Origin of the sequence: Bremerella cremea (assembly GCF_039541315.1) — a bacterium.
In the GTDB taxonomy this organism is placed as follows: domain Bacteria; phylum Planctomycetota; class Planctomycetia; order Pirellulales; family Pirellulaceae; genus Bremerella; species Bremerella cremea.
The window spans coordinates 2,013,225-2,036,016 of sequence record NZ_BAABFZ010000003.1 but is presented as its reverse complement, the minus strand read 5'-3'; the positions used below and the strand labels follow the sequence as shown (position 1 = coordinate 2,036,016).

Annotated in this window: 18 protein-coding genes; 5 read left to right on the top strand and 13 right to left on the bottom strand. The window is 56.8% G+C overall.

Annotation, left to right across the window (positions count from 1 at the left end):
• Nucleotides 1-254 precede the first annotated feature (254 nt).
• The 4 genes from pilM to ABD890_RS10460 form a co-directional block, all read right to left on the bottom strand.
• Nucleotides 255-2,867: a pilus assembly protein PilM gene (pilM, locus tag ABD890_RS10475; RefSeq protein ID WP_345088553.1), complete on the bottom strand. Its 2,613-nt coding sequence runs from the start codon at nt 2,865-2,867 to the stop codon at nt 255-257.
• Between the two features lie 37 nt (nt 2,868-2,904).
• On the bottom strand, nt 2,905-4,158 hold the full coding sequence (locus ABD890_RS10470; protein ID WP_345088551.1) for a DUF1573 domain-containing protein: 1,254 nt from the start codon (nt 4,156-4,158) through the stop codon (nt 2,905-2,907).
• Between the two features lie 128 nt (nt 4,159-4,286).
• Entirely contained in the window at nt 4,287-5,630 is a 1,344-nt protein-coding gene (locus tag ABD890_RS10465) for a DUF1559 family PulG-like putative transporter (RefSeq protein ID WP_345088549.1), read from the bottom strand.
• A gap of 349 nt (nt 5,631-5,979) precedes the next feature.
• Nucleotides 5,980-7,221, bottom strand: a complete 1,242-nt coding sequence (locus ABD890_RS10460; RefSeq protein WP_345088547.1) for a DUF1559 family PulG-like putative transporter — start codon at nt 7,219-7,221, stop codon at nt 5,980-5,982.
• 723 nt (nt 7,222-7,944) lie between these two features.
• On the opposite strand from ABD890_RS10460, the gene ABD890_RS10455 reads away from it, so the two are divergent.
• Nucleotides 7,945-8,664 (top strand): MOSC domain-containing protein, encoded by a 720-nt coding sequence (locus tag ABD890_RS10455; protein WP_345088545.1) that lies wholly within the window; start codon nt 7,945-7,947, stop codon nt 8,662-8,664.
• A 380-nt stretch (nt 8,665-9,044) separates the two neighbouring features.
• Here the strand turns inward: ABD890_RS10455 and rlmN are convergent, their stop codons facing one another.
• Nucleotides 9,045-10,109: a dual-specificity RNA methyltransferase RlmN gene (gene rlmN, locus ABD890_RS10450; protein WP_345088543.1), complete on the bottom strand. Its 1,065-nt coding sequence runs from the start codon at nt 10,107-10,109 to the stop codon at nt 9,045-9,047.
• A 466-nt stretch (nt 10,110-10,575) separates the two neighbouring features.
• Here rlmN and ABD890_RS10445 point away from each other — a divergent pair, with 466 nt between their 5' ends.
• Both ABD890_RS10445 and ABD890_RS10440 read left to right on the top strand, forming a co-directional pair.
• Nucleotides 10,576-10,743, top strand: a complete 168-nt coding sequence (locus ABD890_RS10445) for a hypothetical protein (protein WP_345088541.1) — start codon at nt 10,576-10,578, stop codon at nt 10,741-10,743.
• 237 nt (nt 10,744-10,980) lie between these two features.
• Nucleotides 10,981-11,601: a hypothetical protein gene (locus ABD890_RS10440; protein ID WP_345088539.1), complete on the top strand. Its 621-nt coding sequence runs from the start codon at nt 10,981-10,983 to the stop codon at nt 11,599-11,601.
• Nucleotides 11,602-11,620: 19 nt separating this feature from the next.
• Here the strand turns inward: ABD890_RS10440 and ABD890_RS10435 are convergent, their stop codons facing one another.
• The gene (locus ABD890_RS10435) at nt 11,621-12,034 is read right to left on the bottom strand and encodes a hypothetical protein (protein ID WP_345088537.1); all 414 of its coding nucleotides are present in this window, start codon (nt 12,032-12,034) and stop codon (nt 11,621-11,623) included.
• Nucleotides 12,035-12,526: 492 nt separating this feature from the next.
• Here ABD890_RS10435 and ABD890_RS10430 point away from each other — a divergent pair, with 492 nt between their 5' ends.
• Nucleotides 12,527-13,198 carry a 3-keto-alpha-glucoside-1,2-lyase-like domain-containing protein gene (locus ABD890_RS10430; protein WP_345088535.1) on the top strand — a complete coding sequence of 224 codons (672 nt, stop codon included), beginning with the start codon at nt 12,527-12,529 and terminating at the stop codon, nt 13,196-13,198.
• Between the two features lie 27 nt (nt 13,199-13,225).
• Here the strand turns inward: ABD890_RS10430 and ABD890_RS10425 are convergent, their stop codons facing one another.
• The 3 genes from ABD890_RS10425 to ABD890_RS10415 all read right to left on the bottom strand — a co-directional run bounded on the left by ABD890_RS10425 (nt 13,226) and on the right by ABD890_RS10415 (nt 17,400).
• The gene (locus ABD890_RS10425) at nt 13,226-13,819 is read right to left on the bottom strand and encodes a hypothetical protein (RefSeq protein WP_345088533.1); all 594 of its coding nucleotides are present in this window, start codon (nt 13,817-13,819) and stop codon (nt 13,226-13,228) included.
• A 154-nt stretch (nt 13,820-13,973) separates the two neighbouring features.
• Nucleotides 13,974-15,416 carry a TonB-dependent receptor gene (locus ABD890_RS10420; protein WP_345088530.1) on the bottom strand — a complete coding sequence of 481 codons (1,443 nt, stop codon included), beginning with the start codon at nt 15,414-15,416 and terminating at the stop codon, nt 13,974-13,976.
• A gap of 508 nt (nt 15,417-15,924) precedes the next feature.
• Nucleotides 15,925-17,400 carry a DUF1501 domain-containing protein gene (locus ABD890_RS10415; RefSeq protein ID WP_345088528.1) on the bottom strand — a complete coding sequence of 492 codons (1,476 nt, stop codon included), beginning with the start codon at nt 17,398-17,400 and terminating at the stop codon, nt 15,925-15,927.
• Between the two features lie 431 nt (nt 17,401-17,831).
• Between ABD890_RS10415 and ABD890_RS10410 the strand changes: the two genes are divergently transcribed.
• Complete coding sequence (locus tag ABD890_RS10410) at nt 17,832-18,161, top strand: hypothetical protein (protein ID WP_345088526.1); 330 nt, start codon at nt 17,832-17,834, stop codon at nt 18,159-18,161.
• An 868-nt stretch (nt 18,162-19,029) separates the two neighbouring features.
• Here ABD890_RS10410 and ABD890_RS10405 read toward each other — a convergent pair.
• The 4 genes from ABD890_RS10405 to ABD890_RS10390 form a co-directional block, all read right to left on the bottom strand.
• Entirely contained in the window at nt 19,030-19,638 is a 609-nt protein-coding gene (locus ABD890_RS10405; protein WP_345088524.1) for a LutC/YkgG family protein, read from the bottom strand.
• On the bottom strand, nt 19,638-21,035 hold the full coding sequence (locus ABD890_RS10400; RefSeq protein ID WP_345088522.1) for a LutB/LldF family L-lactate oxidation iron-sulfur protein: 1,398 nt from the start codon (nt 21,033-21,035) through the stop codon (nt 19,638-19,640). Before ABD890_RS10400 ends, ABD890_RS10405 begins: the two co-directional genes overlap by 1 nt.
• Entirely contained in the window at nt 21,032-21,781 is a 750-nt protein-coding gene (locus ABD890_RS10395; RefSeq protein WP_345088520.1) for a (Fe-S)-binding protein, read from the bottom strand. Before ABD890_RS10395 ends, ABD890_RS10400 begins: the two co-directional genes overlap by 4 nt.
• A 96-nt stretch (nt 21,782-21,877) precedes the next feature.
• On the bottom strand, nt 21,878-22,732 hold the full coding sequence (locus ABD890_RS10390; protein WP_345088518.1) for a sensor histidine kinase: 855 nt from the start codon (nt 22,730-22,732) through the stop codon (nt 21,878-21,880).
• Nucleotides 22,733-22,792: the final 60 nt, after the last annotated feature.

Here is a 22,792-nt window from a genome sequence, read left to right as displayed (position 1 = left end):
GAAAAAGCGCAGAGCTTGCTCTTCTTCGTTAACTGTATTTCGCCGAGCTGTTGAGGGTTTTTTTCTTAATCAGCCTAAGGCGCTAGATGCTCGACGCTGAATAAGGAATTACGCAGATCGGGCGTTTATGCGTTCTTTTGGGGGGCGGGCACACAGGCTGCCGTACGAAAGATACACGCCCTCGACAGTCTGGGGGCGTGCGGCCGAACAGAAGAACAGGGCGTCGACGAACGAACGACCAGGATCGCCCGAAATTAAACGTCTAGAAACTTGCCGTGCTGCAGGAAGGTGAGAAGGCCATGCATGTACGAACCGCCGCCAATCAGTTTGACCTCGGCCAGGCGCTCGCGGTCGAGGCCTGAGTAGGTGTTCACCGAGTAAGACGATTCCTTCGAGATGTTCTTCAGCACCGGATCAAGGACATCGTACAGCTTGAAGATCTCGTCCGCCGTGTCGGGCTTCTTCTTCAGTTCTTCCGCTTTGCTGAAGGTCAGACTCATCTGACGTACCAGAATTCGGGTGAAGTTCTCGCCACCGACTTCCAGGCTACGGAACCAGATCGAGTTGGCTCCACAGATCACCAGGTGACTGGCATCGGAACCGACATCGAGGATACCCAAGGCCTGTTCGGTCTCTTCCATTTGCTCTCGATACGAAGGATCGGAGAAGAGGTCAAAGTCGAAGAAATTGTAGATCGCCAATTGATCGGTTTGAACCAAGTGCGGCGTGATCCCCAGACCACGCAAGAAGGCGAGACGTTCCTGCAGCTTGGAAAGACGCGTCGCCACCACGACGCAGTGTCGCTTTGCTTCGCTTTCCAGGTTCAGTTCTTCCGAAGTGAGTTTGTCGTCCCAGACGTGATAGTCCCACGAAAGTTCTTCGATCGGGAAGGGGATCTGATGGCGAACTTCGTACTGGACCGTCTTTGGAATCTTCTTATCTTCGACTGGCGGCAGCGTTAAAAAGCGACCCAGCACTTCGGTTGCCGGCAGGCTCAAGCAAACGCTCGTCTTGCCACGTTTGTCTTGCAGGGCGTCTTTGCCGACGATGCTGAAGAACTGATCGACCACGTCTTGAATCAGTCCACGGCGATCGGCATCGTCCGCGCGGGAAAGAGGACGCTTGTAGTCGACCTTCACCATCTGTTCGATATGAACGACGGTGGTCTGGTTGGTTTTGTCCCCTTTGACTTCCTTGCGAAGCAGGATCGCTTTCAGCCCGGAGTTACTCAGGTCGAGGCCCCACGCCAGATCCGAGGCTGCGGCTTTCTTGCCGCCACCTAACAAGCCGAAGACACCGCCGGACGTGTTGGGGATCAAGTTCGTTTCGACCCGGCTTAGGCCGAGCCCTTGCAACGCGAGGCCTGTGGCCACGATGAACCCGGACGAGAAGTTCTCGAAGTGTTCGTTGTCGGCAACGGCGGTGGCGTTGAACTTGCGGAAACGTGGGTACAAGTCGACCGGCACCCCCAGCGGAGTCTTCTTCGGCATCTCGTTCCAGGTACGGTCGGCCGTGGCGGGATTCTTCTTCGACTGTTCCCACTTTTGCGTGATCTTGTGCAACCGATCGATGGCGTGCTTGTCCTTTGGCATCAGCTTGACCAGGCGGCTGGCCATGCCGACCAAGGTTGGATCGGCGTAGCGTGACCGACGCAAGTCGGCCGAGAGGAACGCCAGTTCCGAGACCTGGTCGAAGAACTTGGTGAAGTTCTCGGTGCGGACCGATTCGGGGACTTCGGTCAGGACCTGGTAAGCACGTTCGTAGCGGAACTGCTTGATATACTCTTTCGCCTTTTCGACCAGCTTCTCACGCTTCAAGCGATCGGCCTGATCTTGTGACTTGCGAAGCTTCTCAGCCAGTCGCTGGGCTGAGATGTCGTGAGGCTTCAGTTCCAGCAGTTTCTCAACCTTCGGCAGCAGACGCGAAGTGCGACGTTCCTGGATGGCCAGCTTGATCTCTTGCGCGAGACGCTTGATTTGCTTCTTGATTTCGCTGACTTCGTCGTACAGTTCGCGGAGCGATTCGTGCCACAAAGCTTTCGGGATCTCGCGAATGACCGAGACCGCTTTTTCGGCGTGTTTGCCATCGCGAAGCTGTCGGGCTTCGGCTTCCACTTCAGGAGCCTTGGCCAGCAGTTGTTCTTTTTCGAGCGTGATCTGCGTGATCAGTTTGGCAGCCCGTTTGGCGAACTCCATTTCCCCTTCGTGCTGCGCCTTGGTCAACTGGCGAAGCGTTTCGCAGGCCCGGTCGTGGCGACCATCTTTCAGCAGCGTTTCCGCTTCGTCGAACTTCGATTCGAGGGCTTCCCGCTGGGCGTTGGCCGACGCTTGCAGGTTCACACCGCACTCGCCGCAGAAGCGTTCATGCACGGTGTTCATGCCACCGCACTGAGGGCATGCCACGTACAGCGCATCGCCGCAAGCCGAGCAGAACCGTCGCGAAGGTGGATTCGGCGTCGAGCACTTTCGGCAGTCGATCCGATCGCCCGCGTGTGCCGCACCATGACCGTTGCTCCCGCCGCCGTTGCTGTTGGCAGTCTTGAGCGTGGCACCATTCTGTTCGTGCTTCAGCGTTTTGTCGTACTCGTTTTTCTTATCGGGATCGCTCAGCGTGGCGATCGCGTCTTCGACATGGTTGAAGACATCGCGCCACTGGGCCGGGTCGATCTCGCCGAACTTGGCGTGGAGCTGCTTGCGGGCTTTCTCGCCATGGCTGCGGATGAAGTTGATGTCATCCTCGAACAGGTCGAGCCGAAGCAGGGTATAGAAGTCAGGCGTCTTCCCTTCGGTCTTAACGCGAAGGAGACGGTCGTACGGATCGATAGTTGAGTCGGTGGTGGGCATGGCACCAGTGTATTTATGGATCATGAAGGCTGTATGAAGACAAATGCCAAGATCGGGTGGTTTATTCGACGTGAAATTCGACCAGAATACCGGCGCGTTCCCCATCGGGAATACGCTTGATCAGCGAGTGGTCGCTGGAGATCACGATGCGGCCGACGTGCTGGCCGTAATAGTTGCCTTTCGGCATGCCAGGCGGGATTTGAATCTGCAGCTGAAACAGACCGATCTTCTCGTCGATCGTTTCGATCTTCACGTCCATGCTTTCCGGGAAGCGAAAGACATCGCTCGGTTCCCAGGGCTCGGCACCCTGATCGACGCGGAAGTTGATTTTCAAGACTTCGCTGCCGGTGGCCTGATCGACCTTACCCAGTTGAATGCGGCCGAAGCCATCGATCGCAGGGGAATAGAAGCGATAGCCTGGCTGCTTCACGCGCACTTCGACGGTCAACGTCGTCTCAGCGACCTCTTTGTCGGTGTCTTCGGCATCGTTGGCGGTGAAGACGATCTGGCCGACATGATGGCCTGCTTCCAGATCCTTGGGGACTTCCACGCGGACCTTGCAAGCGGAACGCGTATCGAGCTCGGCCAATTCGCTTTCGGTGAGGGGCAAGACTTCCACTTTCAGGCCAGGGATTTCGGTCTTCACGTGGAAGTCGACATTCTCCATCTCTTTCCAGGTTCGCGAGTAGAGGTAACATTCGCGAAAGGCACCTGCCTGACCGACCAGCACCGACGAGAAGACCATGGAAGGCTCGCTCAAGCCGAAGCGGGTTTCGGTCAAACCGAAGACGACGAACTCGATCTCTTTGCGCTGGGGATCGTTGGTATAGACGGTGGCGGACTGGCGAAAGCCACCTTCTTTGAACTTCAACGTCCACTCAAGCTTGATTTCGGCTTGTTCGCCAGGGGCGATCTCGTCTGATTCGAGCCCCAGCAAGGTGCAACTGCACGAACTGGGACCTTGCTCCAGTTTCAGCGGAGCGTCCCCTTCGTTTTTGACGAGGAACGTGTGCGAAGACTGGGTGAAGCGAGGGAGCACACCAAAGTCGAATTCGGTTTCTTCGGTGACTGCCTTGGGGTATTTTTTGGGGATGGATTGTGGGGCAGCATCGCTGGATGGATTCGAGCTGGCTGCAAGCTTGGTTTTAAAGTCCGTGGTTGCCGTGGTCGCTTCAGTGCGAGGCTTGTGGTTGGCGATGGCCTTGGTCGCATCCGGTTTACCGGATGGAGGATCGCTCGGAGAGCTCAGGAAGAAAACAGCTCCCAAAGTCACGATCGTTACCAGCGTGATCACCAGTGGGATAAAGCGGCTCATGGCGGATAGAAATCCTATGGATAATGAAGGAGCAGATGAAAGTGAGCCTTGGGGTTTCCCCCAAGGCTCAAGCTTTCGAGATCATCGTAGATTTCGGTTCCTAGCTCGTCGAAGAAAGATCGAGAAGCTTATTTCTCGAACTTACCCTTCTGAGCCTTACGAGGCTGGAGGTCAACACCGCAGTAGATGTCGAACCAGTCCAGTTCCACGGTGTCGTCGGTGTAACCAACGTTGGCGATCAGAGCGGTTTCGTCCGAACCCGAGATCTGGAAACCTGGGTTGAAGAAGCCGTCGCCGTTGGTGTCGAACATCGACTTGACCGAACCGTCAGCCATCAGGATGTTGGCGGCACCACCCGACTTACCAACCGAGTGCCAGGCGAACCAGTCACGAGTGTCTTGAGCCCAGTTCTTGTCTGGACCGACACCGGCCAGACGCTGGCCAGCTTCGTTGTTGTAGGTACCTGGGGTAGCCGAAGTCATGGTCATGGCGGAGTAAGCCGTGCCCGATGGGTTAGTCATCAGGTCTGGGCTGGCGTAGGTCTGAGGATCCTGCAGGTAGTCCCAAGCACCCGAAACGGTGTCGGTGTATACAACCAGGTCGCCCGAGACGTCGTTGGCCAGAGTGACCTTACGATCAACACCGGTGATACCGGAAGCGGTGGTGCTGACAGCTGGACCGTCGCAGAACGATTCGGCCAAACGAGCACCTTGACCCAGACCAGCGTCCAGGCTGATATCGGCACCGAGAACGGCTTCGTCGGTGTCACCAGGGGCACCGCAACCATGCAGAGGAATGGCCTGCGATGGGATGACAGCCGATTCAACGATACGCAGCGACAGACCGCCGAGGGTACCTGGTTCGCCCTTCAGGCTCGAACCGGTGCCGCTCTTGTTCAGAGCCAGCGACTGACCGATTGCGGTGTAGCGAGGAGCGGTACGGACAGCAAACCAGCTCGAAGCGTAGTTCGTGTTGTAACCGTTGTCGATGAAGTTGACCTTCACGTATTCGCCACGATCAGCCGAGAGGTCGGCACCAGCCGAACCACTAGCGGCACGGATAGCGGAACAAGCACCAGCGGCCAGACGACGGGTGTCACCGTTGTCCTTGGCGTTGGTGGTGTCCAGACCCAACAGGTCGTTCAGCTTTTCCAGACCACGCAGTGGCGAGGTTGGGCAGAGCATTTCAGCCGGAGCAGCAGCACCGGTGTTCACCAGGTCGGCAACCCAACCGTAGGTGTCTGGGCAGCCGTCACGACGGAAGTCGTAAGCCGAGCTGATCAGACGACCGCGCTTGTCGGTGTTCGACCAGATGTACATGCCGATACCGAACTGACGCAGGTTGTTCTTGCACTGGGCGTTACGAGCAGCTTCGCGAGCACGCGAAACGGCTGGCAGCAGCAGGGCAACCAGGATACCGATGATGGCGATAACCACCAGCAGTTCGATCAACGTGAAACCACGTTTCTTCATTGAAAATCTCCAAGGATTTGATTACAAGCAATTGTGGAAAGAGTGTCGTAAGACGCTTTTCAGAGGGCCGTTGCACTGGGAGTTCCAAATCTAGTGCTTCGGTCTCTCTTTATTTCTGGCTGTGATGTTCCATTGCGGGGTGGGTGTCTTGAAGGCGTTGGAGACGCGATCCAGACCGTTTTCTCATCTACGAACAGGAACCTACGGACTACTCTGACCTCCTTTCATCGATGTGATTTGGTGAGATTGTTGATTGCGAATATCAACGTTGTATGAACCTCGGAACGAAGTTTCAGTGAAGGTTCATTAGCCCCCTCACGCACTCTCATTCCGCCGCCATTTCTGGCCGTTATTTGTACTTCAGGGGCTTCAGATCCCAGCGCGAGAACATGTCGGTTTCGGGCACTTCAGGATCTGCGGCGGATGCATTGGTGATGTCGTAGCCAATCTGATATTCCTCGACCGCGACATAGCCAGGGTTCAAGTACCCGTCGCCATCGACGTCGGTCGTCGAGCGGACACTGCCGTCGGCCATCAGCACGTTGCAGACGTCGCCATGGTTCACGCCAAACTGACGCAGGTCCTGACGGGTTCGGTCCCACCAGACTTCCTTCCAGAGACGCTGATCGGCACCAGAGGCAAACGAAGGCGGATTTAGCAGGGCAGCAGCACCACCGCTCCACGAACCTCCAGAAGCGGCGTTGGTCAGGCCAGCTGGATTGCAGACCCGTGGTCCCCAGGTCAGGGCCGGAACCATCGGATCACCTGCCTTCATGGCACCTGAGATGCCACGCGAAAGAAGGCCACCGCCGCCTGACAAACCGTCCCCCATGATCGGCACCAGGCTGGACGATGCCGCGGCACTGTCGAGAATCGCCGTACTCAGCGGACCATAGGTCGAACCGAGCGTGATCAGAGGATTACCGGTGCTGGAACCACGGATATTGCCGTCGGGGCGACCCGAGACGTAAGTCATCTTCACGCGCGATCGGACGAGGAACCAATGCGCGGTGTAGTTCGTGTTGTACTGCTGTTCAAAGATCTTGCTTTTGACCAGCTCGTCGCGAGCAGGGCCGATGCCCAGGCCGGTCGCGGCGATCTCGCGGCAAGGATTAAAGCCAACCACGCCGCTATCGAAGATGGCTGATTCCGAGCCGAGCGACTTCCCTTCCGGGTCGGCAAACTGGGCATACAGATTCGGAGCGGTACCGGTGATCGACGTGTTGGTTTCCGAGATCAGGTCTTCATAGGTATCGGAAACCTGCGAGACATTCGAGACGCAGGTCATCGAACCAATGGTCATGCCGGAGTTCACCAGGTCGGCCACCCAGCCCACTTCCGTCACGGCACCATCGCGGCGCCAACTGAAACTACCGCTGCACATCCGGCCGCCACGATCCGCAGCCGCGAAGTTCACCAGGCCGATGCCGATCTGCTTCAGATTCGACTGGCATTCCATGCGTCGCGCCGAAGCTCGCGCGGTCGCCACGGCTGGCAGGATCAAGCCGGCCAGAATACCGATGATCGCGATCACGACCAGCAATTCGACGAGTGTAAAACCTCGACGCGGTTTGGAATTCGATGGACTCATGGACATGGCTTACCTGCACTGGATAGGCATTGGGGCCGATTCGCCACGACTGGCCATGGGCGAAGGCCTGGTTGCAGTTGGTTCTTCAGAGAGTCCGCTTTCATGGCCTCGAAATGCCGTCCGCCGAGGCAGATTCGGGAAAGCGGATAGGGAATGTACGGGTTGGTTTTCAGCTTGGATGTAGGAACGCTTGCTTATGGATTGCCTGCCTTGCCGCTTGCAATCGCCCACATTCTGGGGACGTGGTGTTAAGAACGGATTTAGTCCCAGTTGTCTTCGCTTGAAGAGAGCGCAAGCGAAACGGTCACGATGAGTGATCGTGCGCAGAAATAAGAAAGATGAAGAGAAGTGTTAAGGAGTTTGTTAGGTTGTTAAGGTCGATGTTAAGAAATCAAACCGCGCAGCCAATGGAAAAGGCCACTGCAAAACGCTCGGGAAATCCGGTGCGTTCTTCAGTGGCCTTGTCCTGGAACTCACAAACTGCTTCGTAAACATTCTTGGAGGGAAATGTCTCGATGTGCTTGTTACGATCTCTTCACGGAAGTGGTTCGTAGCCGCCTGGAAATATTCAAGAAAGTTTCCGACTCCGCGCATCGGCAGGGGAAAAGCTGACCATAAAATGTCGAAACCTGAGGGCGTGACGTTCATCGAAGGAAGAATGACCGCCACCAGGACTTTTCCATCGTTGTTGTGGCGAAGCCATCGGTTAAAAGGGCTTAAATCTTGTCTGAAACGGAACTTATCGCAGCCGAAGTAGTGCAACTTGCCGTCGGGATGCCCAAGAGGTATGGCAACCCGGAGTCGAGTGACCCGATGCAGCGCGTCTGGACCACTGGCTTTTTCAAGCAGCCGGTCGAAGGCGAGGTTCAATTGAACCAGCTGGGGTTCGAGGGAGACGGCGTGGCCGACCTGGTGAATCATGGCGGCGTCGATAAAGCGGTACTGTGCTATTGTGCCGAGCATTACCCGGTCTGGCGGAACGAGTTCCAGCAGTTGGATAGCCTGGCGAGCTCGTTTCCGGTGAAGGACTTCGGCAACGGGGCGTTCGGCGAGAACCTGACCGTATCGGGGCTCAGCGAAGAGACGGTCTGCCTGGGGGATGTCTACGAAATCGGGACGGCCAAGGTCCAGGTCTCGCAGCCGAGGCAGCCTTGCTGGAAGCTGGGCCGCCGATGGGAACTGAAACAATTGACCGCCTTGGCGGTGACCACCGGCCGAATGGGGTGGTATATCAGGGTCCTGGAGGAAGGTGCCGTGGCGAAGGGGCAATCGATGCAATTAATCGAGCGTCCGCTACCCGATTGGCCGATCGCGCGGGTGAACGAACTGTTCTACCGCGATCGCCATAATGTCGAGGATGCCCGGACCATGGCCGATTGCCCCTTGCTAGCGGAAGTTTGGCGAGAAGATTTTCGGTCCCGGGTCAAAAAATCGGAAGGCTAGCAAAGTTTCGCAAATCGTTACGACTGTAGCAGATACTTCACGAATCAATCCGATTGCTGGTTTTAGTAATGCTGAGCAGGGCGATTGGACGAACATATTCTTCATGCTTCCGCCTACCCCAATTGCCTTTGGGAGGTAAAATAGGGGAGCAACACAAAACATTTGGATCTAAGCCTTCGGCCTCCATCCGGCAGAGGGACCAATTTTTTGCGAATACCCGTTTCACAAACGGCTAGTGCAAGTGCACGCTAAGAAACGCGTATTTCTCGCAGCGACTCCACTCGTCGCATTGGCCGAAGGTTTACTTACAAAAGACGCCCCGCTGACTAAGCGGGGCGTTTTTTGTTTCTTGCCAGTAGGAAAGCGTCTCTGCCGATCGATTACGGGCTGATGGCCCCATCCAGCGGAACCAGGTTTTCTTTCGAGAGCCGCCGCAGCTGCCCGCACGCGGCGTTGATTTTGTCTCCCTTGCGATGCCGGAACTTCACGGTGATGCCGTGGCTCTCGAGGATCTCGCGAAACCGTTGTTGCGCTTGTACGGTCGGAGTCGCGTAGGGAAGCCCTGGGACCGGGTTATAAGGGATCACATTCAGCAGGGCAGGCCGACCCTTCAGCAGGCGAGCCAGCTGCAGGGCATGTTCCGGGCGATCGTTCAGTTCTGAAAGCAATACGTACTCGAACGTCAGGCGGCGTCCGCTGACGTCGAAGTAGTGATCGGCCGCGTCGAGGATCTTTTGAATCCCGATGTTCTTGTTCACCGGCACAATCTGGGTACGAAGCTCGTCGTTCGGGGCATGTAGCGAAACCGCCAGGTGAAAGCGTGTGTCGAGCTTCGATAGCTTATCGATGGCCGGCGGCAAGCCGACGGTGCTGATCGTTATGCGGCGGGCACTGATCCCCAGGCCATCTTCCGCCGAGGCAAAGTTCAACGCCGGCAGTAAGCGATCGACGTTGGCCAGCGGCTCGCCCATGCCCATCACGACGATATGGCTCAGGCGTTCACCGGCCGGAAGAAGCATTTGCAGACGCAGCATCTGTTCGGCGATTTCGCCCGAGGTCAGATTGCGGTCGACACCATCCAGGCCCGAGGCACAGAAAACACACCCCATCGCACAGCCAACCTGGCTGCTGATGCAGATCGTGCGGCGTTCTCCGTCCCGCAGCAAAACGCATTCGATCCGTCCGCCGTCTTGAAGTTGGACCAGCAGCTTCTCGGTGCCGTCGTCAGCGGTGGTGTGCTTGGCGATGGTGGTCGTCCAGATCCGGGCCGACTCCGCCAGCTTTTCCCGTAGTGCCTTGGGAAGGTTCGTCATCTCTTCGAACGAGTCGACGCGCTGCTGGACGATCCAGTCGCGCAGCTGCTTGGCACGGAATTTCGGCTGTCCCAGCTCTTGGACGGATGCTTCGAGCTGATGCTGGACGATTTGTTCTACGAGGTCGATCATTCAAAAATGGTACTCAAGCGAGCCCAGAAACCCAAGGATTCGCGGGAAAACAGCGGCCAATACGCCCCAGAGCGGAAGGACCCGCTTGCAGCCCATTCGGGCCGATCCATTGCCAGCGGGCGATTTTAAGCCTCGGTTGTGGCCTGGAATGCCGTCGCTGGTCAAATCGGGGGAAAACGTCTTGCCCATGGTGAACAGCGTCAGAATGCGTTATATTAGCGAAATTCATCACTTCGCGATGGCGGGGCCAACTGGCAAACTTCTCTTCAGTCGATTCTCCGCCTCGCAAGTACTAGGTCAACTTCCCCAACGGCAAGATTGCACTATGGCCCGAAAAGTCGCTAATCGTAAAGAGTTGCGCGCCCAAGTGGAAGCTGCAGAAGCAGCCGAAGCTCAGGATGATGGAGCACCCAAGAAGAAAAAGGCGAAGCGCAAATCCCGCAGTAAGAAAACCACAGAAGTCCGCATGAAGATGTTCTGGGGCGTTTTCAATCAATCGATGAAGCGGGTCGCTCTCTACGAATTCGACCAAAAGGAAGAAGCAGAAGCGAAAGCCGCCGATCTGAGCAAGTCGGGCAAGCCGCCACACTTCGTTCAGAAGGTGAAGGAAACGATCGAAGAAACGATCGAGTAAGCCTCGCGGTCGTTCAGCAACTACTTGAACGGTCACCCCCATGCGTCGTTGCCTCGTCCTAGTACCAACCTCAACGTCTTGAGTGCGGGAGTTTCCTCGATGATGCTTCGAATCTATCTGTCTTCGTGCGCTGTTCTGTTTGGAATGGCGCTGGGGTGTTCCACGGAGCCGGCTAAACCAGCTGCTGCGGGTGGTGGAGGAACTGCTCCGCGACCTGCGACCGCCGGTGGGCCTCCGATGTTTGCGCTTGCCCCTCCTGGCGACGCTACGCCTCCGCTGGATGGTGGCAAGGTTCAATCGACCATGCCGGCCGGCTGGAAGTTTCTGCCACGGTCCAACGACTATCTGTTCGCCGCCTATCTCGAAGATAAGGCAGGCGTTCCGCGCATCGTCTTGAAGCAGACCGATGCGGATGGCTTGCCAGATTCGGATTCCGACGCCGCAGTCGATCAACTGGTCGCCAAGGTGACCGAAGAAGTCGGCAGCGATAAGAAGGCTGCCATCACCAAGATGAACCTCGGTGGCAACCGCTTCGTTCGCTTCGAGAAAGCGATGTCGTTCCGCAGCCAGCCAGCCAGCGGCGTGACACTGGAAACCGTTTTGGGTGGCAAGCGTTACTCGATCGAGTTGTTGTCTTACACCAGCGATAACAGTCGGCACTTGCCATCGCTATATCGCTTTGCGGCCGACTTGAAGGTCTCGGACGGCACGACTGCCCCGGCGGAAGAGCCAATGGCAACCGAAGAGCCGAAGGAAGAGGCTGGATCGGAAGAAGAGCCAATGACCGAAGAGAAGCCAGGCGAGGAAAAGCCTGCGGAAGCATCGGCAGAAGAATCCTCGGCGGAAAGCCCTGAGTAGGCCGCTGGCTTCCGAAATCTTATGGGTGTGGCCCGTCGGCATCGACGAAGTGCCCACCCTCGTACACGATCAGTGCCTGGCGATTGGCGAGTAGCCACTTCCAGATCGGGTCGAGCACGCTGCGGGGCGCTTCTTTCTCGTCCCCTTGCTGTGTAATGTCTTGAGCGGCGATCATGCTGGTCGCTTTTTCCAGCATGCTGGCCAGGTGTGCGCTGTCCTGCTTTGCCTGTGCATAGCGTTTCAGCAGTTCGACATCGTCTTCCATGATGCCGTCTCCTGGATGATTGAACTCCAGGACCGCTTTCGCTTCCGCGTCGTGCAGAAGCAGGTCGCCTTCCAGACGATATCGCCGAGAGATCTGCGGCAGCATGCGCGCGAGCTGGTCACGCGTGAGATTGCCGTCCGTGATGATGCAACGGATGTATTGGCCCATGCCGAGGAAACTCGCAAAAGGGATCCAAGCGTCAAATGCGAAGTCGGAACAGGCAACCACAGAACCGCCCGTCAGGCTTTGGTTCCGTGTTACTCGTCTCGAATGAAAAGTCTGATCGCAGGAGGATCGAAGGCGCGGCAGATCACATCCTATGCAGGTCTTGCATGTAAATATGTTGATGCTGCGCGATGCGAAAACGAGAACCTTCGTGATGTGCGTTCCCGCAGTCTCTGGCGACTCTTAACGACCAGCAATCGCGATGCCAGTCGTCGAAGAAGAGGCTGCCCCAGCCGCTTGCGTACAATCCTCGCAGAGGAGGGGGGGATCGTAAAGATTAAGATGCCGTAAGAAGGCCAGATTTATAATGAAACAAACCGCATAGAGTTGCGGGCAATTTCTCGTAATCTCCGCACGTCGAATGAGGACGCTAAGTATGCTAAATTGAGCTCCTACCCACCCCCCACCTTTCTTTCTTTCCTCGCGAGCCCCCTCATGAAACGCGTAGTGCTCTTTCTTTGTCTGATTTCGTTTGCCGCCGTGGCGTACGCCGATAAACCTGCACCTCCAGAAACACAATTGGTAAAGCCTGGCGAGCTAATCACTTTCGACAAGCTCGATCAGGACGAAGCGTTTGGTCCTAAGGGCAAGCCAGGAGCGAATGGCTGGCGGGCAGGCATTGGCGAGTGGAGCGTCGTCGACGGTGCCGGCTATGCCAAAGAAGAAGGCCCGAGCGAAAAGCGACCGCGTGGCCATGAAGCGGTGTGTGAACATATCGTTGACTTAGGCGACCTGGTGTTGACCGGCGAGTTCAAGCTGGGCCCAGCACCTCAGGTTGGTTTCGTCTGTCGCGACACGCATCAACCCAATCACCATCTCGGCCGCGTGCTGATCACGCCGTCCGCCATCTGGATTCAAAAGATGAGCGGCATTGCCAAAGAGACACGCAGGGAAGAGTTGAAGCGGATCAAGGTCGACATCGATCCAAACACCTGGCACAAAGTGACTGTCGAAGTCAAAGGGGATCGCTGGCTGGTTCGCGTCGACGATCACGTCCTGGAAGGGACGCACGAACGTTTTCTCGATCGCAAGGGTCGTGTTGGCTTCGTCGCACGCGGAGAAGGGGCCCAGTTCCGCAACGTCGCCATCTGGAAGGCGGCTGAGTAAAACGAGTGACCTCGCATCTCGTATCAGTTAATCTTCGTAGTCGTCCGGGTCTGGCTGCTGTAAGACCCGGCTGGCTGGGATGTCGATTGTCAGGCTTTGCCCAGGTCGCTGCTGGGCGAACGTTTGAATCCGCTTCAGGCTATCGATGATTGGCAACGAGATCTCACGGAAGTGGATCGCCACGGTGCCGCTGTCATGCAAAAAGGCGGCCTGATCTCGCAGGTCGTCGATCGGTTCGATGTTCCAGCTATCCTCTTGTTGCTCGAACAACTGACAGCGGCCGATGCCGGCTTCAATGCGAATCGGTTCCCCGCGCCAACGTAGGCCTCGGGTAACCTTCGCTTCTTGAACAATCGAACCCGCAGGATCGACGTACTCGAGATAGAATTGCCGCCGCATGTCGTGGGCATCGCCCTGCAGATAATCGATCAAGGTCGCTGCCGCAGCACTGGCTCCTTCGCTGGTGACCACGCGGGCGTAGTCATCCCAGGGAGCCCCGAAGAGTATTTCAGTCGAGATCTGTTCAGGCTGCCACAGGGCCTGAATCACTTCCATGTCAGCCGGCGATAATTCAACCGTCAAATGGTCTTCATCTGCCTGGAGGAACATGTTGAGGTACATAACGTACTGCTCGATTTAGTTGGCGTGATAAACAGATCGTTCACTAGGCATTTCGTAACTACGTATGTTGATATTAAAAAATGCACCTGGCAATCACAGATCGCGAGGTGCATTGTTATGAAAGTATATTTTCGTCGTTTTATGGCAAGACGATCTATCGCGTCGCGCAGGACGGGTCGTCGTCGCAGGTGTAGTCGAAGAACTTGCGGTCCTTGATCACCTTGGCGACCGGGGCCGGAACCATCGACTCCCACGAAAGGTCGCACTCGCCGATCTTTCGCAGCACGTCACGCGAGAAGATGCCAAGGCAATCTGGATCGTAATTGTCCAGATTGTTGATCCCGCCACGCTCCAGCAAGTAGCCGTACAGCTTCTTCAGTTCTGGTTTGATCTCTAGATTTTCGCAGGTCATCAGCTCGCCGGTGTCGCGATCGAGCAGTGGGTAGCAATAGATCTTCAGATCGTTCTTGAACAAACGGCCGAACGATTCGAGAATGCCACCGTCCAACTGCGTGTAGTACTTGTCGTCGAACAACTCTCGCATGCTGCCCGCACCCATGGTGATGGCAATCTTTTCCTTGGTATAGCGGGCCAGGTAAGCCGCCAGGCGGTAATACTCGAAGTAGTCCGAGATCAGCACCGTCATACCGCAGGCCGCCATAATGTCGGCTCGGGCCAGGAAGTCGCGGCGATCGATCTCCCCCTCGGCCTTCAAGTTCCGCATGGTGATCTCCATGATCTGGGCCACCTCTTTCCCTTTCACTTCGGGAAGCTGCGAGAACTTTTCATGGGCACATTGCAGCATGTCGACGTTGACGTTGCAGACCGGACGGAAGCTGCCACGTTCGACCAGCAGCGGCTTCTTGTAGAGGAACTCGGATGGCTGCAGCACGGTGCCGTTGGCGGCAAACATGGCAGCACCGCTCAGGCCCAGTTCGACCAGCTTCAAGCTCATCAGGCGATTGTCGACCCGGCGGAAGGCGATCCCGGAGAACTCGATCATGTCGATTTCGATGCGCGAGGTCGACAGACCATCCAGCAACGAATCGACCAGCATTTCTGGCTCGTGATGGTAATGGAATGCGCCATAGACCAGGTTCACGCCGACAATGCCCAGGGCTTCCTGCTGGAGAGCCGTTTCGTTGTCGAGCATCCGGACATGGATGATCACCTGGCTGTCTTCGTCGCGGGGGTGGGCCTGAAATTTGATGCCCATCCAACCATGGCATTCGGCGCCACCTTTGTAGCCACGGGCGGCCACGGTGTCGGCGAAGGCGAAGAAGGTGCTCGTCTCGCCGCGCATGTCGGTCAAACGCTCGAGGTTGAGTTTGTGTTCCTGGTCGAGCATCGCCTGCAAGCGTTCGCGGCAGACATAACGAGCGGCGCGGCCATAGATGGCATCGCTCACCTGCATGTCGTAAGCGGACATGCTCTTGGCGATCGTGCCCGCGGCGGCACCCACGCGGAAGAACCAGCGGACAACTTCCTGGCCGGCGCCGATTTCAGCGAAGGTTCCGTAGCGGCGATTGTCGAGGTTGACGGCCAGCGCCTTTTGATGGGTGTCCAGCGGCTTGTTAGCGGAGGAGATTTCGAGCATACGATTTTGCGGTGTAAGTCGTGAAATTGAGTATGGATCGAACGAATGCGACGTCCTTCGCAAACGAGTCCGAGCGAAAGACACTCTGCGATAACATAACCCTTCGACAACATCGTGTCACAACTTTCTCTTCGGTTTCGCCGTCAGCAAATCCGGTCTTTACTGCGGAAAAGAGGTGCGTAAGAAAAGTCCGCGTAGACCGGCGATAGGGGAAGAAGGGGGACTGTTCGATGCCAGCAGCAATGCGAATTACCTCTGTGGCTGTTTTTGGAAAAACAGGGGTGCTAGCGTAGTTAGAGAATGTGCTTTTGCCATTTGCCTCGGTTTCCCGCTCGCCAGTTCGCACATTGCTTTTGTAGCGAAGGAATCTCACCGGTTCGATTTCGAGTGCGTCTTTCGCTTCCACAACCGCGCATAAAAAAGCGGCCACGGTGGGGATGGATGCCACCGCGGCCGCTTGGCGAAAAGGGATAGGGAGGAATGAAGAAGAGCAGGGTTGGAGCGAGTTCTAACCGAAGAGCGATGTAACGGCTTCGGCCTTGACTAGCTCGCGAGGTTGATTGAGGTGGTTGTAAACGATGGTCTGCGGATCGATGCCGATCGCGTGATACATCGTCGCTAGCAGTTCGGTGGGATGGACCGGATCGCTCTTGGGAGCGGACGCGGTTTCATCCGATTCGCCATAGACCTTGCCGCGACCGATTCCGGCACCAGCAAGGCATGCGGTGTAACAATAAGGCCAGTGATCGCGACCGTCGGCGCTGTTGTTGTTGCCGGAGGTGCTCACGCCACGCTGCGGACTACGACCGAACTCACCCACGGCAACGACCAGCGTTTCTTCCAGCAGGCCGCGATCGTCCATGTCGGCAATCAGTGCCGAAAGGCCTGAGTCGAGCAGCGGCGCCGATTGGGTCTTCATCCGTTTGGTCAATTCAACGTGATGGTCCCAGCTATGGTTGTCGCTGTTGGCAACCTTCGGCCAGATCACCTCGACGACGCGGGTACCAGCTTCCACCAACCGCCGAGCCAGCAGTAAGCTTTGGCCAAACGTGTTGCGGCCATAGCGATCGCGGGTCTTGTCCGATTCTTTGGAAAGATCGAACGCGTCACGTGCCCGACCGCTGGAGATCAGGTTGAGGGCCGTTTCGTAATACTTGTCGAGATCGTACGACTCGACCGCTTTGTCGAGCGCCGGCATGCCGGCGTTGATCATGTCGCGCAGGCGAGCGCGGCGACCGAGACGCGTGCTGGTAATCTCGGGACGGAGCTTCAAATCGTCGACGTTGATGCGCTCCATCTTGTTCATGTCCATATCGTCTCCGCTGGGGAAGAGATAATACGGATCGTATGCGCGGCCGAGGAAGCCAGCGGTACCTGACTTGTTGACGACGTTACTTTCCTGCAGCGGGCGAGGCATCATCACGAACGGCAGCATCGGAACTTCGGGCGGCTTGAACTTGATGATGTTGCAGCCGAAGTTCGGGAAGTCTTTCGGCGTCGGCGGTTCCAGTTGGCCGCTGGGGCTCACCTTGTCGGCAGTGTAGCCGGTATGCATCTGATAGATGGCGGCCGTGTGATTGAACAAGCCAACCGGTGTATAGCTCATCGAGCGGATGAGCGTCAGCTTGTCGGTTTCCTGGGCCAGCTTCGGCAGGTTCTCGGTCAGGTCCATGCCTGAAACTTTGCTGCCGATCCGTTTGAACGCACTGCGAACGTTATCTGGAACGTTGTCTTTGGGGTCCCACAAATCGAGATGGCTTGGTCCACCTTGCAGGTAAACCAGGATGATGCTCTTCGCTTTGCCGAAGTGAGCACCATGCGAAGTCACCGGCGCGGCTTGAGCTTGCTGCGATTGAATGTTCAGCAGTTGCCCAAGGGTGAGGCCTAGCATTGCCGATCCACCAACGCGAAGGAGATCGCGGCGGGAAGGTGCCAGGTGGCTATCGCAAACGTCCTTCGCTTTACTTCCAGGAATGACCAGCATGAGGAATGCTCCTTGGTCAAATGGGAGGATCGCCACCACGGATGAAGTGATGGCATGCGAGCGGAGGTAGGATGGCCGAATCATCAAGTGATAGATGAACGAGAGAGAAGGTCTCTCGGCGGGCATCCGGCGCTTGCGGGGAGAGCGCGGTCCTCGACAAAACAGCCTGTCATGGTATTACCCCTCACACGAAGGCTGCAGGCCGCAGTATGACAATTCGAAAAGGCAAAGTCAAGCTGCGCATCCGCAATCGGTTTTAGCGGTGCGATATGCCCCTTAGGGCGGCCGATTCGCCCTGCTAGCGTGAGTTTCGGCCCGATTCGTTTTCCATCTTCCGGCCTGAACGCCGTCGCTGGTTGCTCTTGTCGGGGGCGGCTTCTTTTTGGTACCTACCGCCACCGAATTATCTCGACTGAGAAGGAGTGTCGAATATGCGACGTCAAATTTTGAAGTGGATTGCTAGCAGTTTCGCATTCGGAGCCGCATCGGCACTGGGTGGTAACTGGGCCTTCACGTCGCAGCTGATGGCGGCCAATACGGTCGACCTGAAGGACACTTTGGAAAAAGATTTATACGCTCGAACGCCAGAACAATTCGAGTTTATTGATACGGTTGTGCTGCTGGTCGCCAACAAGATTCTTTCACCCAAGTTGGTGTACTCTACCTTTAAATGGTCTCTGCAGTACGACAAGGGGCGACGTTTTTACTACTTCGAAGCTGCGATGCGAAAACGCGCCAAGCAACAGGGCGTGGAAATCTAACAATCGCCAGATAGTTCGTCTACAAACTCCTTGACCGCTAAGCGGTTTCCCCGAGAATCGTCCAGACAGAGCGACACTTGCGCTGTGCTGCGCGGTTTACTCTAAAAGGCGACCCACCCCATCCCACCTCGGTCGTCTCGAATCTTGGAACAGATCGACAGAAGAGAAAAGTCCCATGACGGAATCGACCCGAAAGAGCATTACCCAGCTTATATTGCCAGGTTTGTTCCTCTTCGGCGCCCTGGTTTACATGCACGGCCCCGGTTACGTGCAGTACTTTCGCAAGCACATGCTCGCCTACAGCATGCAGCGTGATTCGTTGTTTGGCCCAGTGAAGTACAGCGTCCGCCTTAAGGCGATGTTCACGGACGAACTTGGCGAAGAGTGCATGGTCTATGTGATCACCGACCTGGCGCAATCGAAGACAGACACCAACAATCACGAAGAACTGCTTCTCGTGGACAAGTGGAGCAAGGTGATCGATCGTAAGGTCGAAGCCAACGCCGGTTCGATTCGCAGCACGCATCTTTCACCGCAAGATGGTTATGCTGTGCTCGAAATTGTGCGCGACATTCCGCAGCAGTCGCATCGGATGGCTCAGGTCGTCCACTACCAGATCTCGCGCGAACAGATTGCTATGACCGATAGCGAAACGCGAGACATGTTCCCCAAGAACGGCTGGCACAACGGATGGCGAAACACGCATGGTCGTCATCCTGGTTGGGGCCGCCGTGGACCAGCACCTCCGGGACCGCCTCCTACTCAAGAGCAGATCCAGGCCTGGCACGAAGCACAAAAGCGACAACAAGAACGTCGCCGCGACCGTCAGCATGACGATAACGTAGCCGACACCGACAACGATCGTCGATCACGGCAGAAGCAGGAAAACATGGAGCGACCGCGCCCCGTGGGCACCGATAACCAAAGACTGCTCGATGTCGGCAGTCTTGGACGGTCCCGAGACGAAGCAACCAAAATCGTTGCTCTGCCACGATAGCCGGTGATACGCTTCGGCCATGTTGTTGACGATCGCTTCTTCGACATTGCCGCTGGGGCATGGAATCACCAGGGCGATGTGCTGCGGAATGAACAGCACGACGCGATGACGAATCTTCGCGTCGGTTACCCAGACGGCTCCATTCTCGGCCACGGCAAACTCGCCTGGCAGTACGGCAAAGTCGACATCTTCCAGTTCGTGGGGATCTTCCACGCGGTCGAGATCAACCGTTCCCATCAAGCCGTCGATGCAACTGACGGTCTTGCGGCCTTCGGTATAGACCGGGATCTTGGCGAGTTCGGCCGATAGTCCGTCGACCCCTTCGACCACGACCGCTGTTCCGCCGACCGCTTGCAACACATCGCCGAAGTGGGCGACCGCATCGCCGTAATGGATCCAATCTTGATCGAGGCTGGGCAGGTCGGCCGCAGGCACGATCTGGTTGCGGACCGATTTCAAAATGTCGTCTTTGCTGCTCATCAACGTTCGCTCTTCTGGGACTTCTTGCGCTGGGCGTATTGCTTGCGGAAGCTTTCGGGCGGGGACTCGGGCATTTCTCGATTGCGGCCCCAGGGATTCAATCCGTTGTAGATCAGGAAGCGGGGCATGGTCCGCAGAAAGAACTTGCCGATCCCACCCAGCCAGGCATAAAGCTTCGGCCGCTGGAAGACCCACGAGGCGATCTTCATCGGCATGGTCTTCGAGACCGGTAACTGTTTCTGGCGGTTCACTTCACTTCGCAGCGTCAACAGCTGCTCGTGCAGGTTGATCTTCACCGGGCAGACATCGCTACAACTGCCACACAGCGTGCAGGCAAACGGCAGCGACTTGTGATGCTTGGCGTCACGCAGCGGATTGAGGATCGAACCGATCGGCCCTGGCACCGTGGCGGCATAGCTATGCCCGCCACTGCGGCGATAAACGGGGCACGTGTTCATACATGCGCCGCAGCGGATGCACTTCAGCGAGTTGCGGAAGTCGTCGCTGTCCATCAACTTGCTGCGGCCGTTGTCGACCAGCACAATGTGCAATTCGCCACCTTCGACCGGGCCATGGAAGTGAGACGAATAGGTCGTGATCGGCTGACCGGTCGCACTGCGAGCTAACAGCCGCAGAAAGATGCTGAGGTGATCGACCTTCGGGATCAGCTTCTCGATGCCCATGCAGGCAATGTGAACCTTCGGCAGCGAAACACCTAGGTCAGCGTTCCCTTCGTTAGTGCAAACCACAAAACCGCCGGTTTCGGCGATGGCGAAGTTCACGCCGGTGATGCCGACATCGGCTTGCACAAACTTTTGACGCAAGTGCTGCCGAGCCGACTCGGTCAGGTAATTCGGATCGCAGTTGCCTTCCTCGGTCTGCAGATGTTCGTGGAACGTATTGCTGACGTCCTCTTTCTTCAGGTGGATCGCCGGCATCACGATGTGCGAAGGAGGTTCCTGTCGCAGCTGCACGATGCGTTCGCCCAGGTCGGTGTCGACGACTTCGATGCCATGCTTCTCGAGCCATGGGTTGAGGTGACACTCTTCGGTCAGCATCGACTTCGATTTGACGATGCGTTTGGCCTGATGCTTTTGCAGAATCTCGAGCACGATGCGGTTGTGCTCTTCAGCATCTTTCGCCCAATGCACCGTCGCGCCACGAGCGGTCGCGTTCCGCTCGAATTCTTCCAGGTAGTCCGCCAGCTTGCTGACGGTGTGCGATTTGATCTGCGAGGCACAAGCGCGCAGCGTTTCCCATTCGGGCAGACTGTTGGCCATGCGGTCGCGTTTCTCGCGAATGAACCACAAGGCCGAGTCGTGCCAATGGGTACGCGACTGGTCTTTGTTGAACCGGTCGGCGTTGGTGGGATGGTCGTAGCTTTTCACGGCGCTCATTGGGGGACTCCGTATCCGGCAAGGATCTCGGCAATATGCATGACCGAGATCGGCTGCTTGTCACGGCGAATCAGTCCGGCGAGGTGCATCAAGCAAGACATGTCGCCGGCGGTCAGCACCTGGGTGCCGGCCTGCAAATGGTCGGCAACGCGATCGCGCCCCATCGTGCAACTGACTGCCTCTTCTGAAACCGCAAAGGTTCCGCCGAAGCCACAGCATTCGTCTTTTCGCTTCAAGTCGGCGATCTCGATACCATCGAGCAGTTCCAGCAATTGCAGCGGCTTGTTGAAGCTGGGAGCATTCAGTTCGCTGTCGCTCGCCAGGCGAAGTTCTCGCAGGCCATGGCAACTGGAATGCAGCCCGACTTTGTAAGGAAACTTGACCGGCAGCGATTCAATCTTCAGCACGTCGACCAGGAACTCGCATAGTTCGTAGATCCGCGTTCGGATCGTTTCGTAACGAGCGTCTTCGTGCACGAGGTGGGCATAGTGATTCTTGACCATCGAAACGCAACTTCCACTCGGAGCGACGATCGCATCGTAGCCTGAGAAGATGTCGAGAAAGCGATCGGCCAGCGGCAACGCGTCCTGGTCGCAACCAGAGTTCAGCATTGGCTGACCACAGCAAGTCTGGGCTTCAGGGAACTCGACGTCGAGTCCTTGCTGCTCCAGCAGGTCAAGAGTCGCCATGGCAACGCGCGGGTAAAGCTGGTCGACATAGCAGGGAACAAACAGGGCAACGCGCATGGCAAATTGAACAGCGAGAAGGGGGGATCCAAGAAGCAAAAGCAGGGCTGGTGTAGTCCAGCATTATAACTGGTTAGCCGGGCTTTCCGACGCAGATCAACCAATTGCCGGAGATTTTTCTGACAGCGTGTCCGATTGGGTCAAATCGGTGACGGATAGCTCAACCCGCAGCGTGGTGCCGATATCTTCCTGGCATTGCAGTTCGCAGTGGCCATGCAACAGTTCGACACAGTCGTCGATTCGTTGTCGGCCGGCGACCTCTTCCTCGTGCAGCAGATCGCATGTTCCGTCGTCCATAATCTGCAATACCAGGTGATCGTCGTTCTGCCGGAAGTCGAGTGTCACGTGTTGGGCCTGGCGATGGCGGCGAATCAGATCGAACGCCTCGCGGACCAGGTGGACGACGGCACACTCGCTGAGCGGGGTCAGCCGATCGAAGTCGATATCGTGCCGGAAGGTAACCGTACGGATCGACTGTTCCAACTGTTCGGACAAACGTTCGAGGCTGCCAATCACCCCTTCGTCATGAACCAGCGATGGGCTGAGGCAGTTCATGACCCGGCGCGTTTGAAACAGGCTCTCGCGAATCATGTCGATGGCCTGGGGAAGGGTCTCGTCGTTGAGCTGGCCCCGGCGGCTGAGTCCTTCCAGGTGAAACAGCGCAGACGTCAAATTCGGCAAAGCCATGTCGTGCAGGTCGAGCGCGAGCAATTGCCGTTCACGATCTTGATCGGCCCGCAAAAACTGGAAGAACGCTTTATCTTCCAACAGATGGCCATGGGCCGACCGCAACGCATCGCACTGTTCCAGCAACTGGCGGAGCTGATTTTGAAGTTCGGCAGTTGAGTCTTGTTTCTGTTGTGCTCCGGCGGAAAAAGCCAGCAGCCAGATAGCTGCTGCGGTGATCGCAAGCCCTACCAAAAAGGTTACCAGGCCAAGACTTGAGAGCATGGTTGGCACGGTGAATGCACTGAGGCCCAACGCGGCCGTCAAAATTCCTAGGGCAGCAAT

Excerpts from the sequence above, each read along its gene's own strand:
- ABD890_RS10465 (WP_345088549.1), bottom strand. The coding sequence starts at position 5,630 with ATGAAGAAACGTGGTTTCACGTTGATCGAACTGCTGGTGGTTATCGCC.
- ABD890_RS10400 (WP_345088522.1), bottom strand. The coding sequence starts at position 21,035 with ATGAGCGCCGTGAAAAGCTACGACCATCCCACCAACGCCGACCGGTTC.
- ABD890_RS10395 (WP_345088520.1), bottom strand. The coding sequence starts at position 21,781 with ATGCGCGTTGCCCTGTTTGTTCCCTGCTATGTCGACCAGCTTTACCCG.
- ABD890_RS10435 (WP_345088537.1), bottom strand. The coding sequence starts at position 12,034 with ATGGGCCAATACATCCGTTGCATCATCACGGACGGCAATCTCACGCGT.
- rlmN (WP_345088543.1), bottom strand. The coding sequence starts at position 10,109 with ATGATCGACCTCGTAGAACAAATCGTCCAGCATCAGCTCGAAGCATCC.
- ABD890_RS10425 (WP_345088533.1), bottom strand. The coding sequence starts at position 13,819 with ATGTACCTCAACATGTTCCTCCAGGCAGATGAAGACCATTTGACGGTT.
- ABD890_RS10410 (WP_345088526.1), top strand. The coding sequence starts at position 17,832 with ATGCGACGTCAAATTTTGAAGTGGATTGCTAGCAGTTTCGCATTCGGA.
- ABD890_RS10405 (WP_345088524.1), bottom strand. The coding sequence starts at position 19,638 with ATGAGCAGCAAAGACGACATTTTGAAATCGGTCCGCAACCAGATCGTG.
- ABD890_RS10390 (WP_345088518.1), bottom strand. The coding sequence starts at position 22,732 with ATGCTCTCAAGTCTTGGCCTGGTAACCTTTTTGGTAGGGCTTGCGATC.
- ABD890_RS10445 (WP_345088541.1), top strand. The coding sequence starts at position 10,576 with ATGAAGATGTTCTGGGGCGTTTTCAATCAATCGATGAAGCGGGTCGCT.
- ABD890_RS10440 (WP_345088539.1), top strand. The coding sequence starts at position 10,981 with ATGTTTGCGCTTGCCCCTCCTGGCGACGCTACGCCTCCGCTGGATGGT.
- ABD890_RS10470 (WP_345088551.1), bottom strand. The coding sequence starts at position 4,158 with ATGAGCCGCTTTATCCCACTGGTGATCACGCTGGTAACGATCGTGACT.
- ABD890_RS10430 (WP_345088535.1), top strand. The coding sequence starts at position 12,527 with ATGAAACGCGTAGTGCTCTTTCTTTGTCTGATTTCGTTTGCCGCCGTG.
- pilM (WP_345088553.1), bottom strand. The coding sequence starts at position 2,867 with ATGATCCATAAATACACTGGTGCCATGCCCACCACCGACTCAACTATC.
- ABD890_RS10460 (WP_345088547.1), bottom strand. The coding sequence starts at position 7,221 with ATGAGTCCATCGAATTCCAAACCGCGTCGAGGTTTTACACTCGTCGAA.
- ABD890_RS10415 (WP_345088528.1), bottom strand. The coding sequence starts at position 17,400 with ATGCTGGTCATTCCTGGAAGTAAAGCGAAGGACGTTTGCGATAGCCAC.
- ABD890_RS10420 (WP_345088530.1), bottom strand. The coding sequence starts at position 15,416 with ATGCTCGAAATCTCCTCCGCTAACAAGCCGCTGGACACCCATCAAAAG.